11 protein-coding genes are annotated in these 15,658 nt (G+C 68.5%); 9 read left to right on the forward strand and 2 right to left on the reverse strand.

Translation table 11 applies throughout. From position 1 onward, the window contains the following. Nucleotides 1–16 precede the first annotated feature (16 nt). The 4 genes from J2X55_RS06565 (at nucleotide 17) to J2X55_RS06580 (ending at nucleotide 6,276) form a co-directional block, all read left to right on the forward strand. Nucleotides 17–2,272, forward strand: coding sequence for a glycosyltransferase (locus tag J2X55_RS06565; protein ID WP_309822498.1), 2,256 nt, complete (start codon nucleotides 17–19; stop codon nucleotides 2,270–2,272). 40 nt (nucleotides 2,273–2,312) lie between these two features. Beyond that, on the forward strand, nucleotides 2,313–3,254 hold the full coding sequence (locus J2X55_RS06570; protein ID WP_115917281.1) for a glycosyltransferase family 2 protein: 942 nt from the start codon (nucleotides 2,313–2,315) through the stop codon (nucleotides 3,252–3,254). Nucleotides 3,255–3,316: 62 nt separating this feature from the next. Beyond that, on the forward strand, nucleotides 3,317–3,847 hold the full coding sequence (locus J2X55_RS06575; protein ID WP_309822499.1) for a hypothetical protein: 531 nt from the start codon (nucleotides 3,317–3,319) through the stop codon (nucleotides 3,845–3,847). Then, nucleotides 3,844–6,276, forward strand: a complete 2,433-nt coding sequence (locus J2X55_RS06580; protein ID WP_309822501.1) for a hypothetical protein — start codon at nucleotides 3,844–3,846, stop codon at nucleotides 6,274–6,276. Before J2X55_RS06575 ends, J2X55_RS06580 begins: the two co-directional genes overlap by 4 nt. Nucleotides 6,277–6,339: 63 nt before the next feature. On the opposite strand, the gene J2X55_RS06585 is transcribed toward J2X55_RS06580, so the two are convergent. Then, the gene (locus tag J2X55_RS06585) at nucleotides 6,340–7,758 is read right to left on the reverse strand and encodes a bifunctional dTDP-4-dehydrorhamnose 3,5-epimerase family protein/NAD(P)-dependent oxidoreductase (RefSeq protein WP_309822503.1); all 1,419 of its coding nucleotides are present in this window, start codon (nucleotides 7,756–7,758) and stop codon (nucleotides 6,340–6,342) included. Between the two features lie 5 nt (nucleotides 7,759–7,763). Further along, on the reverse strand, nucleotides 7,764–8,762 hold the full coding sequence (gene rfbB / locus J2X55_RS06590; protein WP_309822506.1) for a dTDP-glucose 4,6-dehydratase: 999 nt from the start codon (nucleotides 8,760–8,762) through the stop codon (nucleotides 7,764–7,766). A gap of 82 nt (nucleotides 8,763–8,844) precedes the next feature. Between rfbB and rfbA the strand changes: the two genes are divergently transcribed. Genes rfbA through J2X55_RS06615 form a run of 5 tightly spaced genes read left to right on the forward strand, consistent with a single transcriptional unit; the run spans nucleotide 8,845 to nucleotide 15,654 of the window. Then, nucleotides 8,845–9,717, forward strand: a complete 873-nt coding sequence (gene rfbA / locus J2X55_RS06595) for a glucose-1-phosphate thymidylyltransferase RfbA (RefSeq protein ID WP_115915677.1) — start codon at nucleotides 8,845–8,847, stop codon at nucleotides 9,715–9,717. Next, nucleotides 9,714–11,591, forward strand: a complete 1,878-nt coding sequence (locus tag J2X55_RS06600) for a rhamnan synthesis F family protein (protein WP_309822510.1) — start codon at nucleotides 9,714–9,716, stop codon at nucleotides 11,589–11,591. Before rfbA ends, J2X55_RS06600 begins: the two co-directional genes overlap by 4 nt. A gap of 1 nt (nucleotide 11,592) precedes the next feature. Then, nucleotides 11,593–13,500 carry a rhamnan synthesis F family protein gene (locus J2X55_RS06605; RefSeq protein WP_147302330.1) on the forward strand — a complete coding sequence of 636 codons (1,908 nt, stop codon included), beginning with the start codon at nucleotides 11,593–11,595 and terminating at the stop codon, nucleotides 13,498–13,500. Between the two features lie 43 nt (nucleotides 13,501–13,543). Next, nucleotides 13,544–14,455: an ABC transporter permease gene (locus J2X55_RS06610; RefSeq protein ID WP_309822512.1), complete on the forward strand. Its 912-nt coding sequence runs from the start codon at nucleotides 13,544–13,546 to the stop codon at nucleotides 14,453–14,455. Nucleotides 14,456–14,457: 2 nt separating this feature from the next. Then, entirely contained in the window at nucleotides 14,458–15,654 is a 1,197-nt protein-coding gene (locus J2X55_RS06615) for an ABC transporter ATP-binding protein (protein WP_309822513.1), read from the forward strand. Nucleotides 15,655–15,658: the final 4 nt, after the last annotated feature.

Genomic DNA, 15,658 nt, shown 5'->3' on the forward strand with positions numbered 1-15,658 from the left:
CTCCTACTATGGAGCCATGCAGCGTTCGCGCCTTCGAGGTCTGATCCGGCGCCTCCGCGAAGCCCGTGGGGCCGGTGCGATCGTGCGCGCCGCCGACCGCCTGTGGTGGTACCGCGTCATCTCGGCCTCGTCCCTCGTCGACACCGAGTACTACGCCGCGCAGCTGGGGCTGGGCCGGGTGCCGGCCCCCCTCGCCATCGCCCACTACGTCTCGCGGGGGTTCCGCCGGGGCATGAGCCTGAACCCGCTGTTCGACGACGTCGTCGCCGGGTGGGAACTGCCCGAGGTCACGCGGGTTCCCGCGCTCTACGCGTACCTCGTGAACGAACGCGAGACCATCTCGATCCACCCGTGGTGGGATGCGGTGGCCTACGGTGCCGCGCGCGGTGGCCCCGGGCTCGAAGCGGCGTGGGCGAAGCCGAACGAGCAGCTGCAGGTGAGCGCGGCCGGACACGAGTGGACCCTGACCGTCGCCGAGGTGCGTCGCCGGGCGATCTCGGCCGCGCGCCGGTGGCGTCGAGCGACGCGGACACGTCAGACCGCCCCGTCCCGCGACACCGCTCTCGTCCGCATCGTCCAGGCGCACGATCGGCGCTACGTGCGCAAGCTCGTCCAGGTCGCGCGTCGCGCCGACGAGTGCGACGTCCTCGTCCCTCTCGTCGATGTGGATGCCAGCCAGTGGGTGTCGACCGCTCTGCTCGCCGATCTCGTGCCCGGGGTGCGCGTGAGCGGTCACCGTCGGGGAACGAGCTGGCGGTCGGTCCTCGCGGCGGCGGTCCGGGACGTATCGGCATCCACCGTTGTCTTTCTCGATCCCCGCGCGGAGTTCGACGACTCGCAGCTCGACGCGCTGATCTCGCAGGCGTCCGCGGGAGCGGCCGTGTGCGCGGCCCATCGCGCGGCCGATGGCACGATCGACGCGGTCGGGGCCGCCGACGTCGGCGGTGCGAGACCGTACGCCCTGTTGTCCGGCCTGCCGGGCGACGATCTGACGGGACTGCCCGAAACGGTCGACGTCCCTCTTCTCTCCGGCCGCACGTTCGCGATGCCCTCTGCGGCGCTGCGGCGCGCTCTCGACGACGTCGATGACGCGGAACCCGACGCCCTGTCCGCGATCTCGCGGACGGTACGGGACGACCTGCCCCTTCGCGCGCTGCCGGGGGTGTCTCCGGTACTGGACGAACCGGCGTTCGCCTTCGCCCCCCAGCGGGTCCCGCATCGCCCGGCGCGCCGGCGCGGCGGAGGCGATCGGTCGCGCGCGGAGAGCGTGCTCGAGAGGGCGGGGTTCCGCGTCGAGCGCTGGGTGGAGGCGGGGCACGGTCGCGTCGAGCCGGTCCTCTCCTGGATCAGACCCCACCCCGCCGCTCGGCGCTGGGCGGTGAAGATGTGCGCTCCGGCCGGCAAGCAGGGCGCGGTCTGGGGCGACGCCCACTTCGCGCGGGGGCTCGCCAACGCCCTGCGCCGACTCGGTCACACCGTCGTCGTCGACGCCTACGACGCGCGGGCGCGCTCGACGACCGCGGTCGACGACGTCTCCGTCGCCATCCGCGGGCCCTACGCTTTCGAGGCGACACCGACCGGCGTGAACCTCGAGTGGATCATCAGCCACCCCGACAGCCTCACGCGCGACGAGGTGGCGGGGTTCGACCGCGTCTTCGCCGCGTCGCACGGATGGGCGGAGCGGGCCGGGCGTCGATGGGGCCTCGAGATCGAAACGCTGCTCCCGTGCACCGACACCGATGTCTTCCACCCCCGCGGGCTGCCGCGCGACGAGGACATCGTCTTCGTCGGCAAGACCCGCGGGGCGGCCCGCCCGAGCGTGGTCGAGCCCGTGAAAGCCGGGATCCCCGTGCGTGTCTACGGGCCCGACTGGGCGCACTTCGTGCCCGCCTCGTCGATCGCCGCCAAGTCCATCCCGCACGAGCGTCTCGCGGAGCGCTACGAAACGGCATCCATCGTCCTGAACGACCAGTGGCCCGACATGCAGCGCGAAGGGTTCATGACCCTGCGCCCGTTCGACGTCGTCGCGGTGGAGGGGCGCCTCGTGTCCGAGCCGGTCGAGGGACTCGACGAGCTCTTCGACGGAGCCGTGGTCACGTATCGCGACACCGATCATCTCGTCGAGATGCTGTCGGGCCCGGCCGACGACCTCTTCCCCGACGCCGAACGGCTTCGACGCATCGCTGCCCGCGTGCGCGACGAGCACTCGTTCGATGCGCGGGCAGCCGTCCTCGACCGGGCTGCGCGCGAGATCGCCGCTCACCGCCGCTGACGGAACGGGCGGGCGCGACCTCACCCCTATGCTCGGACCCATGCCTTCTCGCGTGGGAATCGTCGTCCGAACCCGCAGACGCCCCGACTTCCTCCGTCGTGCCCTCGCGGACATCTCGGCGCAGACGTTCGCCGACTACCGCATCGTGGTGGTGAACGACGGGGGAGACCCCGACGAGGTCGAGGCGATCGTCGCCGCATCCGACCTGCGGGACGCCGTGCAGGTCCGCCACCTCGCCGAGGGCGAGGGCGGTCGCTGCGTCGCCGCGAACACCGGCGTGCGCGACGCGGGCACCGACCTCGTCGTGCTGCACGACGACGACGACCGTTGGCATCCCGAATTCCTCTCCCGCACCGTGGCGTGGCTCGACGGTCATCCCGACGCCCCCGCCGTGGCGGTCCCCACCGAGATCGTCTACGAAGAGCAACGCGGCGGCACCTGGACCGAGGTCGGCCGGGCGCCGTTCTGGGCGGGGATGCAGCGCATCTCGCTCGGCGAGATGCTCAGCGTCAATCGCGCGGTGCCCATCTCCGTGCTGTACCGCCGCTCGGTCCACGACGAGGTCGGCTGGTACGACGAGTCCCTCGACGCGGTCGAGGACTGGGACCTGTACCTCCGCATCCTCCGCGTCGGCGAGATCGGTTTCCTCCCCGGCGAGGCGCTGGCCTTCTGGACGCAGAGACCGGATGCCACGGGCCTCGACGCCAACAGCATGTTCGCCCTCACCGAGGTGCACGCCGTCGACGACGCGCGCGTGCGCGATCGCGCGCTCGCGGAGTGGGTGGGTCGCGAAGGGGAGGGCCTCCCGTTGTACCTGGCGGCCTTGCACGAGACGATGACGGCGCACATCGACAGGCGTCTCGAAGAAACCGCGGGGCGGCTGCGGGCGGAGATCCGGGACGACCTGCGCCACGAACTCGACTCGCATCAACCTCTGTGGTCGCGTCTGCGGAGCCTGCGGCGGCGGATCGGCCGTCGGTAACGACCTGATGTCGTGCGGCGTGGGCGGATGCGCGTCAGAGGTCGTACACGCATAATGTTCGCGTGAAGCACGCCATCGACGCCGCCGTTCCGTCCTCCGTTCGGCGCCCGCGCGTCGTGCTGCCCGTTCTGCTCGTCGCCGGGGTGCTGGCGTTCTCCGGGTGCGCGAGCACGTCAGGATCCGCGTCCCCGAGCCCGACCGAGACCGCGGCGTCGGCGACCCCGACCGTCTCCCCGACGTCGAGCGAGGCGCCCTCCTCGACGCCGGCTCCCACCGCCGGCGGCTCCGAGGCGACCGACGCGCCGTTCAACGGCCAGATCCTCATCATCACCTCCGAGGTGCGCGACGGCACGCTCGAGGTCTCCGCCATGGTCCCGGGGGTATCCGAGTCCGGTGGCACGTGCACACTCACCCTGGTGTCGACGGGGGCCAAGGTCGAGTCCACCGCGAACGAGGGCAAGGACGTGACCTACTGCGGTCTCATGTCGATCCCCGTCGCCGACTCGTCGACCGACCCGGCCTTCCAGGTCGCGTACTCGTCTCGCACCACCTCGGCCACGTCCGCGGTGACGACGGTCGAGCCGACCTCGTGATCCGACCGAATCGCCGCCGCCGTGTGGCGGCGATCATCGCGGCGTGGGCGTGCGGGCTCGCGCTCCTGGTGGCCGCTCCGATCGCCCTGCCCGCCACCGTCGCGCCCGTCGAACCGGCCGCAGCCGCCAATGCCGCTGACTGGAATCCCGGGAACATCATCGACGACGCCGTTTTCTACGACGGCAACGCCATGGGCTCCCCGGAGATCCAGGCGTTCATGGAGCGTCAGGTCCGCAACTGCCAGTCGGGCTACACCTGCGTCAAGGACTACCGACAGAACACCGACAATCGACCCGTCGACAAATACTGCAACGGGTACGCCGGGGCCGCGAACGAGAGCGCCTCGACGATCATCGACAAGGTCGCCCGCTCGTGCGGGATCAGCCAGAAGGCGCTTCTCGTCCTGCTGCAGAAGGAGCAGGGCCTCATCACCTCGACGGCGCCGTCCGCTTGGAACTACTCGGCGGCGACCGGACAGGGGTGCCCGGACACCGCGCCCTGTGACGCGGCGACCGCGGGGTTCTTCTACCAGGTGTACTACGCCGCGCGTCAGTTCGAGGTCTACCGGCTGAACCCGACCTGGTGGGGCTACCAGTCGGGGCGTTGGAACAACATCCTCTACAACCCGAACGGCGGCTGCGGCACGCAGCGCGTGTACATCGAGAACCAGGCGACGGCCGGGCTCTACATCTACACCCCCTACGTGCCGAACCAGGCGGCCCTCAACAACCTCTACGGCACCGGCGACGGCTGCTCCGCGTACGGCAACCGCAACTTCTGGCGCACGTTCACCGACTGGTTCGGGTCGACGCGCGTTCCGAGCAACCCGAACGGCCCCTTCGGGTCCCTCGAGGCCGTCACCGCCGTCCCCGGCGGATTCCGAGTGGCCGGGTGGACCATCGATCCCGACAGCGCCGCCTCCCTCGACATCCAGGTCTCCGTCGAGGGTACGGTGACCACCTTCCGGGCCGACACCGCTCGCCCCGACGTGGGCGCGTCGTACCCCGACAAGGGAGCGAACCACGGATTCTCGGTGGTCGTCCCCGCCGCCGTCGTGGGCGACAACAACGTCTGCGTCACCGGCGTGAACGTCGGTCAGGGCAGCGACGCGCGCATCGGGTGCGCGAAGGTGACCGCCATGGCGGGCTCGCCGATCGGCTACGTCGAGGCGGTGACGGCGGTCCAGGGGGGCATCTCCGTGGCCGGGTGGGCGCTCGATCCGGATTCGACCTCCTCCATCGACGTGCACGTCTACGTCGACGGCGTCGGTTCGATCACGACCGCGAATCTCTCCCGTCCGGATGTCGCCTCGGCCTACCCCGCGTACGGAGCGGCCCACGGGTTCAGTCGAGTCGTCGCCGCTTCGCCGGGAACACGCAACGTCTGCCTCTACGCGATCAACACCGGTCTCGGCGACAACACGCAACTCGGGTGTCGCAACGTCGACGTCGGCGCGCCGGTCGATCGCGGACGAGCGCCGATCGGTGCGTTCGACGCGGTCACGGTGGACGGCGCGAACATGACCATCAGCGGCTGGGCGATCGACCCCGACACCGCCGCGCCCGTCGAGGCCCGCGTCACGGTGACGAACTACCCGCAGATCTCCGTTCGCGCGGATGCGAACCGCCCCGACGTCGGCGCCGCCTACCCCATGTACGGCCCCGCTCACGGGTTCGTCACCACCACCACGGTCATGGGGGGGACGTACACGGTCTGCGTCACGGCGGTGAACACCGGTGCCGGCGGCGATTCGTCGCTCGGGTGCAAGAACATCACGGTCCCCGTGCCCGATCTCGGCCGCGCGCCCATCGGTTACCTCGACAGCGTCTCCGTCACCGGCAACACCGTGCGGGTCAGCGGGTGGGCTCTGGATCTCGACACGACGTCGCCGATACAGGTCCACATCTACGTCGGCAACTCGGGAGTCGCCTACCGTGCCGACGGCGCGCGTCCGGACGTCGGGGCCGCTTACCCGCTGCAGGGGCCCACTCACGGCTTCGATCAGACCATGACGGCCCCCGTGGGACAGTCCTCCGTCTGCGTCTACGGCATCAACAACGGCGCGGGCGGTAACGCCCTCATCGGGTGCCGGACGATCACCGTCGCCGACCACACGAGACCTCCGATCGGCAACCTCGAGTACGTCGGAGTATCGGGACGCTCTATCGTCGTCGCGGGATGGGCGTTCGATCCCGACACGACGTCGCCCATCGACGTGCACGTCTACATCGACGGCGTCGGTCGTCCCATCCGCGCCGACGCCGCGCGTCCGGATGTCGCAGCCGCCTACCCCGGCACGGGCAGCCAGCACGGCTTCACGAGCACTTTCGCCTCGACGAGCGGATCGCACACCGTATGCGTGTACCCGATCAACGACGTGACGGGGCCGAACACGTTCCTGGGATGCCGCACGGTGACGATCCCCTGACCGCAGCGATGACGAAGGCCGTCGACCCTTCCGGGGCGACGGCCTTCGTCATGGTGGGGGTGATCAGCCCCCGAGGTACCGGACCAGCGACTCGTCGCCGTCGCGCGGTTCGAACCCCGTCGCGCGCAGGCGGTCGAGCGCCAGCGTGCTGATCCGGGGTCGGGGGGCGACCGGTGACGTCGCCGCGGAGAAGTACTCGTCCGTCGTCACACCCGTGACCTTCGACGGGTCATGAGCGGTGAGCTCGAACACCCGCCGCGCGATGTCCGCCCAGCTCACCTCGGGGCCGTCGCTCGTCGTGTTGTACGTGCCGTAGGGCGCGCCGGTGTCGAGCAGGTGGCGCACGGCGCGCGCGATCTCATCTGTGAAGCTGAGACGACCGCGCTGGTCGTCGACCACGCGCGGGCTGATCCCCCGCTCGGCCAGCGAAGCCATGGTACGGACGAAGTTCGCGCCGTCCCCGATCACCCAGCTCGTGCGCACGATGTAGTGCTTCGACACGGCGGACACGATCGCGTCGCCGGCCGCTTTGGTCTGGCCGTAGACGCCGAGCGGCGAGAAGGGGGCGTCCTCCGCGTAGCCCCCGCTCTCGCGCCCGTCGAATACGTAGTCGCTCGACACGTGGACGAGGGTGACACCGTTCGCCTCGGCGACGCGGGCCAAGCTCGCGACGGCGCTCACGTTCGACGCCCACGCCTCGACGCGTCCCTCGGGCGTCTCGGCCGCATCGACCTTCGTGTACGCGGCGGCGTTGATGATGGTGCCGTAGTCGCGCCACCGGCGCGCGGCATCCAGGTCGGGGGAGGTGAGATCGAGATCGTCGCGTGCGGCGTACTCGATCCACGGGTGCTCACCGAACTCGGCGCGCAGCGCGCGGCCCAGCTGACCGTTCGCGCCGGTGACGAGGATCTTCTTCGGCGGCATGGGCACCACATCCGCCAGGCGGGGGTGCGCCATGTCTTTCGCGCTGATCTCGACGTCGGAGAGGGGGATCGGCCACTCGATACCGGACGTCTCGTCCGCGAGGTTCAGGAACGTGTAGGTCGCGTCGGGCGACCAGTGATCGTTCACGAGGTAGGTGTAGGCGGTGTCGGCTTCGAGGGTCTGGTACGAGTTGCCGACTCCGCGCGGAACGAAGATCGCCGTCGACGGGTCGAGCTCGGTCGTGAACACGGCACCGAAGCTCTCGCCCTCACGAAGGTCGACCCACGCGCCGAAGATGCGACCGGTGGCGACGGAGACGTACTTGTCCCACGGTTCCGCATGGATGCCGCGGGTCGTGCCCACGGCGTCGTTGAACGAGACGTTGTTCTGCACCGGACCGAAGTCGGGCAGATCGATTCCGGCGGCGGTCATCTTCTCGCGCTGCCAGTTCTCTTTGAACCATCCTCGGGCGTCGCCGTGGACGGGCAGGTCGAGGACGACGAGACCCGGGATGGGCGTCTCTAGGACGGACAGGGACTTGCCGAAGGCGATCGACACCGCGGTCACTGTCCCTTGCTCGCGTAGAACGCCTCGACGCCGTCCTTGGTGGGTGCCCACCAGGCTTCGTTCTCGCGGTACCAGTCGATGGTGGCGGCGAGACCGGACTCGAAGTCGCCGTACGTGGGAGTCCAGCCGAGTTCGGTGCGGAGCTTGGTCGAGTCGATCGCGTACCGCATGTCGTGGCCGGGGCGGTCGGTGACGAGATCGTAGGCGTCGGCCGGCTGACCGGTGATCCGGAGGATGAGTTCGACGACGCTCTTGTTGTCCTTCTCGCCGTCCGCGCCGATCAGATACGTCTCGCCGATCTCGCCCTTGTCGAGGATGGCGAGGACAGCCGAGGAGTGGTCGTCGGCGTGGATCCAGTCGCGGACGTTCTCGCCGGTCCCGTACAGCTTCGGGCGGATGCCGCGGAGCACGTTCGTGATCTGGCGGGGGATGAACTTCTCGACGTGCTGGTAGGGGCCGTAGTTGTTCGAGCAGTTGCTGATGGTGGCGCGGACGCCGAACGAGCGCACCCACGCGCGCACCAGCAGGTCGGATCCGGCCTTGGTCGACGAGTACGGCGACGAGGGGTTGTACGGCGTCTGCTCGGTGAAGCGCGCCGGGTCGTCGAGCTCGAGGTCGCCGTAGACCTCGTCGGTCGAGATGTGGTGGAAGCGCACGTCGTGGCGGCGCGCGGCCTCGAGGAGCGTGTAGGTGCCGATGATGTTCGTGTCGAGGAACGGGCGCGGGTCGTGCAGGGAGTTGTCGTTGTGCGACTCGGCGGCGTAGTGGACGACGGCATCGGCTTCGGCCACGAGCGGGTCGACGACGGCCGCATCGGCGATGTCGCCCACCACGAGGCGGACGCGGTCGGCGGGCAGCCCCTCGAGGGAGGCGCGGTTGCCGGCGTAGGTCAGCTTGTCGAGCACGGTCACCGTGTGATCCGTGTGCGCGACGACGTGGTGCACGAAGTTGGAACCGATGAAACCGGCGCCACCGGTCACGAGAAGACGACTCATGCGGTCAAGGTTAGCGGGCCGGGGGTCTTCGTCCCGTGGCCTCGGATTGGCGCCTACAGCGGGATGAGCCAGACTTGACCCCATGCGCGGAATCATTCTGGCGGGCGGCACGGGCTCGCGACTCCATCCCATCACGCTGGGCATCTCCAAGCAGCTCGTGCCCGTGTACGACAAGCCGATGATCTACTACCCGCTGTCGACCCTCATCCTGGCGGGAATCCGCGACATCCTCATCATCACCACCCCACAGGATGCCGAGCAGTTCCAGCGTCTCCTCGGTGACGGATCGCGTTTCGGCATCCACCTCACCTATCGGGTGCAGCCGTCGCCCGACGGTCTCGCGCAGGCCTTCATCCTGGGGGAGGAGCACATCGGCTCCGAGTCCGTGGCCCTCGTCCTGGGCGACAACATCTTCTACGGCCAGGGCATGGGGACGCGCCTGCGCCAATACACCGAGCTCGACGGAGGCGTGGTGTTCGGGTACCGCGTCGCCGACCCCACCGCCTACGGCGTCGTCGAGTTCGACGCGAACGGACGTGTCGTCTCGCTCGAGGAGAAGCCGGTCGTCCCGAAGAGCGACTACGCCGTCCCCGGACTCTACTTCTACGACAACGACGTCATCGAGATCGCACGTGATCTGAAGCCCTCTGCCCGCGGCGAGCTCGAGATCACCGATGTCAACCGCACCTACCTGGAGCAGGGACGCCTGCGCGTCGAACTGCTGCCGCGCGGGACGGCCTGGCTCGACACCGGGACCTTCGACTCGCTCAGCGAGGCCACGGAGTTCATCCGCACGGTCGAGAAGCGTCAGGGGCTCTCCATCGGCTGCCCCGAAGAGGTCGCGTGGCGCATGGGCTTCCTCACCGACGACGAACTGCGGGATCGGGCCGAACCTCTGGTCAAGAGCGGGTACGGCAACTACCTGTTGAAGGCACTCGCGCAGGGACACGAATGATCGACGAGAACCCCGGCCGTTTCCCCCTCGGGGGCCGACGCGCCGTCGTGTACGCGGCGACCGCCCGCAAGGGGCGCTTGTCAGGCGCCGTCCATCACGCGCTGACCGGTCTTCGAGAGCTCGCCGATCACCTGGTCGTCGTGACCGGTGCCCTGTCGGTTGACGAGCGCTCCCTGCTGGGGGAGATCGTCGACGAGATCGTCTCGCAAGGGGACGCCGGAGAAGGACTGCACGCGCACGGGCCCTTCGTCCGGTCGCAGGCCGAGCGGATGAGCGTGTTCGACGAAGTGGTCCTCACCAACGATCAGTGGTTCGGTCCCGTCGGGCCCCTGCAGCCGGTCGTCGAGCGTATGGAGGATCGTTACCTCGACGTCTGGTCTCTCACCGATCGGCGCGAGGGCGTGCCGGGTTCCCGGACGGAAGGCGGCGATGGTCGCGTCCAGCTGAGCGGATACTGGCTGGCCGTGCGGCAGAGGGTGTGGCAGTCGGATGCGTGGGAGCGCCTGTGGCGGGGGATCAGCGCGACCCCGTCGGAGCGTCGCCACGCGAACGGCGCGGAGGTGGCGCTCAGCGAGCAGCTCACGGCGGCGGGTTTCCGTCTGGCCGCGGCCTTCCCCAGCGAGAACTATCCGGCGGAACACCCCGACATGTTCAATGTCGACCTGCTCCTGGCCGACGGCTGCCCGGCCGTCAAACGCGAGATCTTCAACGGCTACCCGCTCTTCTACGATCAGCACGCGATCGTCGGTCGACGCATCGCCGCGGCCATGGCGGAGCACGGATACCCCGTCGATCTGTTGTGGAGCGATCTCGCCGCGACGGTCGCGCCCAAGCGCCTCCACACCAACGGTGCCATGCTCGAGGTGCTTCCCGACCGCGAGCTCGCGACCGGGCATGTGCCCTTGCGCATCCTGGGCGTCGTCCACGTCGTCGACCTCGAGCCCCTGCCCGAGCTGATCGCCCGTACCGTGCGCGTGCCCGGGATCGAGCGGATCGTGTTCACGATGGCGGATGCGACCCATCGCGGTGCCATAGAAGCCGCGTGGCAGACGGCGGGAGCCCCCGAGGGGATCGCCTTCGACATCCGAGAGGCCCTCGGCCGGAACACCCCCGACACCGCCGTGGTCTTCGACGAGTGCCGAGACCTCGCCCTGGACGGGGGCTTCGACCTCGTCCTCGCCGTCCACACCGGGGCCGCCGCATCGTCGACGCGTAACTCCCGTTCCTACTTCGAGCGCCAGCAGTACGACTGCCTGCTGCACAGCCCGGGGTACACGGCCAACGTCATCCAGCTCTTCCGTGATCGCGCGTCGCTCGGCGTCGTCTTCCCCCCCACCCCCCACATCGGCATGTCGACGCTCGGCGAGGGCTGGAGGGGACAGGCGGATGCCGTCGCGAAGACGATGGAGCGCTTGGGCATCGACGTCCCGCTCGACTGGGCCAGCCCGCTCGCCCCGGTCGGGGGGATGTGGATCGGGCGGCCGGAGGCGCTGCGACTGCTGGGGGAGCAGAAGTGGCCGGTCGGAGAAGAGGCGAGCCTGGTCCACACGCGGTTACACGCGTACGCGGCCGGGGAGCTCGGCTACCATTCCCGGACGGTCTCGACGGCGGAGCACGCCGGCCTCAGCCACGGCTCGCTGGAATACACCACCGATTTCATGTCGCGGACCTCGTACGGCTACCCCGCGGGATACACCGCACTCCTGCACCGCGCCGGTCCCATCGGTGCGGGCCGCGGTGTCGATTTCGCCCGCATGTGGGTGCGCTACCGGCGTCCGCATTGGTGGGGGACGCTCTCGCGCCTCGGTCGCGCGGCACGCATTGCGCGGGCGGTCGGCCGCTCCGTTCGACGACGACTCCGAAAGGGAGCCTGACGTGGAAACCCCTCACGGCACCATGAGCCGCGCCATCGTCTACGTGATCTACGACAAGCGAGGTCGCGTCGACGAGAGCGTCCTGTTCGCGCTCCGGGGACTCCGTCCCTTCGCGCAACGCATCGTCGCCGTCGTGAACGGGCGTCTGCGCGACGATGCCCGCGCCGAGCTCGAACTGGTCGCCGACGACGTGCTGCAGCGCGAGAACACCGGTATGGACATCTGGGGGCAGAAGGCGGGTCTGGAGGTCCTCGGGGACGACATCGAATCGTTCGACGAGGTTCTGCTCACCAACGACACCTGGTACGGACCGGTACGCCCGTTCGGCCCCGTCTTCGAGCGGATGGATGCCGAGGACGTCGACTTCTGGGGCCTCACCGACCACCCGCGGGTCGAGCTCGATCAGTCGTGGACCGGGGAGGTCATCCCGTACCACCTCCAGTCGTTCTGGATCGCCGTCCGCCGTCGGATGTTCTCGTCCGCCGAGTGGAAGAGCTATTGGGCGGGATTGCCGGTCCTGCAGGACTGGACCGAAGCCGTGACCCGGCACGAGGTCACCTTCACCGACCGCTTCGCCTCCCTCGGCTATCGGCACGGCGTCGTGTTCCCCCATCAGGACTACGACACCGAGAACCCGTCGATCTTCAATGCGGCGCAGATGCTCGACGCGGGCAACCCGATCGTCAAGCGCAAGCCATTCTTCTTCTGGCCGATCACCATGGACCACGAGGCGTCCATCGGCAAGTGGCTCCTCGACAAGGTCGAGTCGTACGGGTATCCGCGCCGGCTGGTCCTGTCGTCGGCCGCGCGGACGTCACCCCCGCGCGACCTGACGACCGATCTTGGGATGACGGACGTCCTTCCCGACATCGACGTGTCGTACGACCCGGAGCGCCCTCTTCGGATCGTCGTCGTGGCTCATATCTTCTACGTCGACATGACCGACGAGATCCTCGACCGGGGCGATCTCCTTCCCTGCGACTACGACCTCGTCGTCACGACTCCGGACGCTCATCGTGCGGAAGCCATCGAAGAGATCCTCGCGGCGCGTGCGCGCCCGGGGCGCCGTACCGAGGTTCGTGTGCTCCCCTCCAACGACGGGCGTGACCAGAGCGCGTTCCTCATCGAGTGTCGCGACATCATCCTGGGCGACGACTACGACCTGATCGTGAAGGTGCACACCAAGCGCACGCCCCAGCAGGGATTCACGGTCGGTCAGCATTTCAAGTCGCAGCAGCTCGACAACCTCCTCCCGAACGCGGGGTACGCGGCCAACCTCGTCGCCCTCTTCCAGAAGGAGGAGGGCCTGGGCCTCGCGTACCCGCCGATGATCCATATCGGTCAGGGAACCCTCGGCCATGCCTGGTGGGGCAACCGGCCGCGGTTCGAGCAGGTGGCCGACCAGTTGGGCATCGAGGTCCCCATCGATGCGGTGTCGCCGCTGGCGCCCTTCGGATCGATGTACGTCGCTCGTCCCCGCGCTCTCCGCCTTCTCGCGGAACAGCGTTGGCGGTACAGCGAGTTCGGCGGCAAAGAGGCGTACAAGGACGGCGGGCTCGCGCACGTCCTCGAGCGGATGCCGTCCTACGCGGCAGCGGAGAACGGCTTTCACACGCGCACGGTCCTCACCGCGGAGTACGCCGCCCTGAGCCACACGGCCCTCGAGTTCAAGCTGGACGAACTCGCCGCGACCATTCCCGGGACCCTGCGCGACAAGGCCCTCTTCCTGCAGCGGGCCGGGTGGATCGGCACGGGACGAGCGGTCGACTTCTTCTTCATGTACCTCCGTATCAACCGCCCGGACAAGCTCGAACAGGCCGAGAGAATGAGGCGGTTGGCGACGACCCCGCGCCGCGCCGTCGAGCGCGTGAAACGTCTCCTGGGAGTTTCCGGCACGCCGACCACATGAGCCGCAGATAGAATTCTGCTCTCCCGAAAGACGATGGTCAGGCTTGGAAAAAACACAAAGATTCGCGGTCCTCGAGTCGCTGCCCTTCGCGACCGTCGACGCCCGGGGTATGACGCTGCCCGGCCGCGGGGGAAAGATCCGCGAGCTCCTCGCTCGTCGTGACCTCCTCTTCCTGCTGATCCGACGCGACCTGCAGGCGCGATACCGCGACAGCTTCCTCGGGTTCCTGTGGACGGTCATCCGCCCGTTGATCCAGTTCCTCATGTACTTCATCGTGCTGGGGCAGTTCCTCCGCGCCGCCGAGGGCATCCCCAACTTCGCCATCTACCTCTTCGCCGGCCTGACGCTCTACCAGTTCTTCAACGACACCGTGGCGGGAGCGACGGGGTCAATCCTGATGAACGGGGGCCTGGTCAAGAAGATCTACCTGCCGCGAGAGATCTTCCCCTTCGCCAGCGTGGGCGGTGCCGGCTTCATGTTCCTCGTGCAGCTCACGGTGCTCGTGGTGGCCGCTCTCATCTTCCGCGCTCTCCCCGAGCCCGCCCAGATGCTGTGGTTCTTCCCGTCGCTCGGCCTCGTTCTGCTCTACGGCACGGCGATCGGTCTGCTTCTCAGTGCCGTGAACGTGTACCTGCGCGACATCCAGTACCTCACGGAGGTCGTCCTCATGCTCGCCATGTGGGCGTCCCCGATCGTCTATTCCTGGCGCATGGTGAGCGACGTCATCGCTCGGTTCTCGCTTCCCTCGTGGATGCTGGAGATCTATCTCGCGAACCCTCTGACCCTGGCGATCCTGGGCTTCCACAAGACTTTCTGGGGCGCAGGGTCTCCCTCCGACTATCCGCCGAACCTGGAGCTGCGCATGGTGATCGCCGGTGCCGTCGGCCTGGTCTTCCTGGTGGTCGCCCATCGGGTGTTCACCCGCCTCCAGGGCAACTTCGCGCAGGAGCTGTGACCGTGACGACGACAGTGGCCCCCGTGGTCGTGAGACTCACCGATGTGCGCAAGCGTTTCAAGGTGCGCCGCGACAACAACCTGAAAGACCGCATCGTCCATCTCGGGCGACAGGGCAAACGGCACCGCGAGGATTTCGTTGCGGTGAAGGATGTGTCGATCGACATCGAAGCGGGCACGACCGTGGCCCTCATGGGCGCGAACGGCTCCGGTAAGAGCACGCTGCTGAAGCTCATCGGTGGCATCGTCTCACCGTCGGCGGGCAGCGTGCAGACGAGGGGGCGCATGGCGGCGCTCCTCGAGCTCGGCGCGGGATTCCACCCCGATCTCAGCGGTCGCGAGAACATCTACCTCAATGCGTCGATCCTGGGTCTCACCCGCTCCGAGATCGACGATCGGTTCGACGACATCGTCGAATTCAGCGGCATCAGCGACTTCATCGACACCGCGGTGAAGTTCTACTCGTCGGGAATGTACGTCCGGTTGGCATTCTCCGTGGCCATCCACACCAACCCCGACATCCTCCTGGTCGACGAGGTTCTCGCGGTGGGCGACGAGGCGTTCCAACGCAAGTGCATGGACCGCATCGCCCAGTTCCGCGCCGCGGGCTGCACGATCATTCTGGTGAGCCATTCGGCCCAGCAGGTCGCCGAGCTGTGCGACCGCGGCATCGTCCTGCGAAAAGGCGAGATCGTTCACGACGGCGACGTCGATGAGGCGATCGGCGTCTTGCGCGATGTGCTGGAGGGGCGCGACGAAGCCACCGCAACGGAGTCGGCCGCGGCTGCCCCCATCGCCGTCACGTCGATCGAGATCCTCGACGAGAACGGCGAGCGGCGGCGCACGTTCGCATCGGGCGAGGCCATCGACATCCGGCTCACCCTCGTCTCCGGCCACGCGATCGACACGTGGGCGGCGGGCTTCAGCGTGAACACGCCGTTGGGGCATACCGTCTTCGCGTCGAACACCGACCTGTTGAGGACTCCTCTCGAACCGATCGAGGGAGAGACGGTGGTCGATTTCCGCGTCGACGCGTTGCACCTCGGCTCCGGGACGTACCACGTGCATGCGAATGCCGTCGCCCCGGACGAGGGCGGAGTGCACGGCATCGCTCACGGGGCGACGTTCTCGGTCGAGACTCCCGTGCCGACGCTCGGCTCGACCACCGCCGATGTCACCGTCGGAGTCCGCGGGCGCTGAGGAC

The sequence above is a fragment of the Microbacterium sp. 1154 genome (assembly GCF_031455375.1).
Classification (GTDB): Bacteria; Actinomycetota; Actinomycetes; order Actinomycetales; family Microbacteriaceae; genus Microbacterium.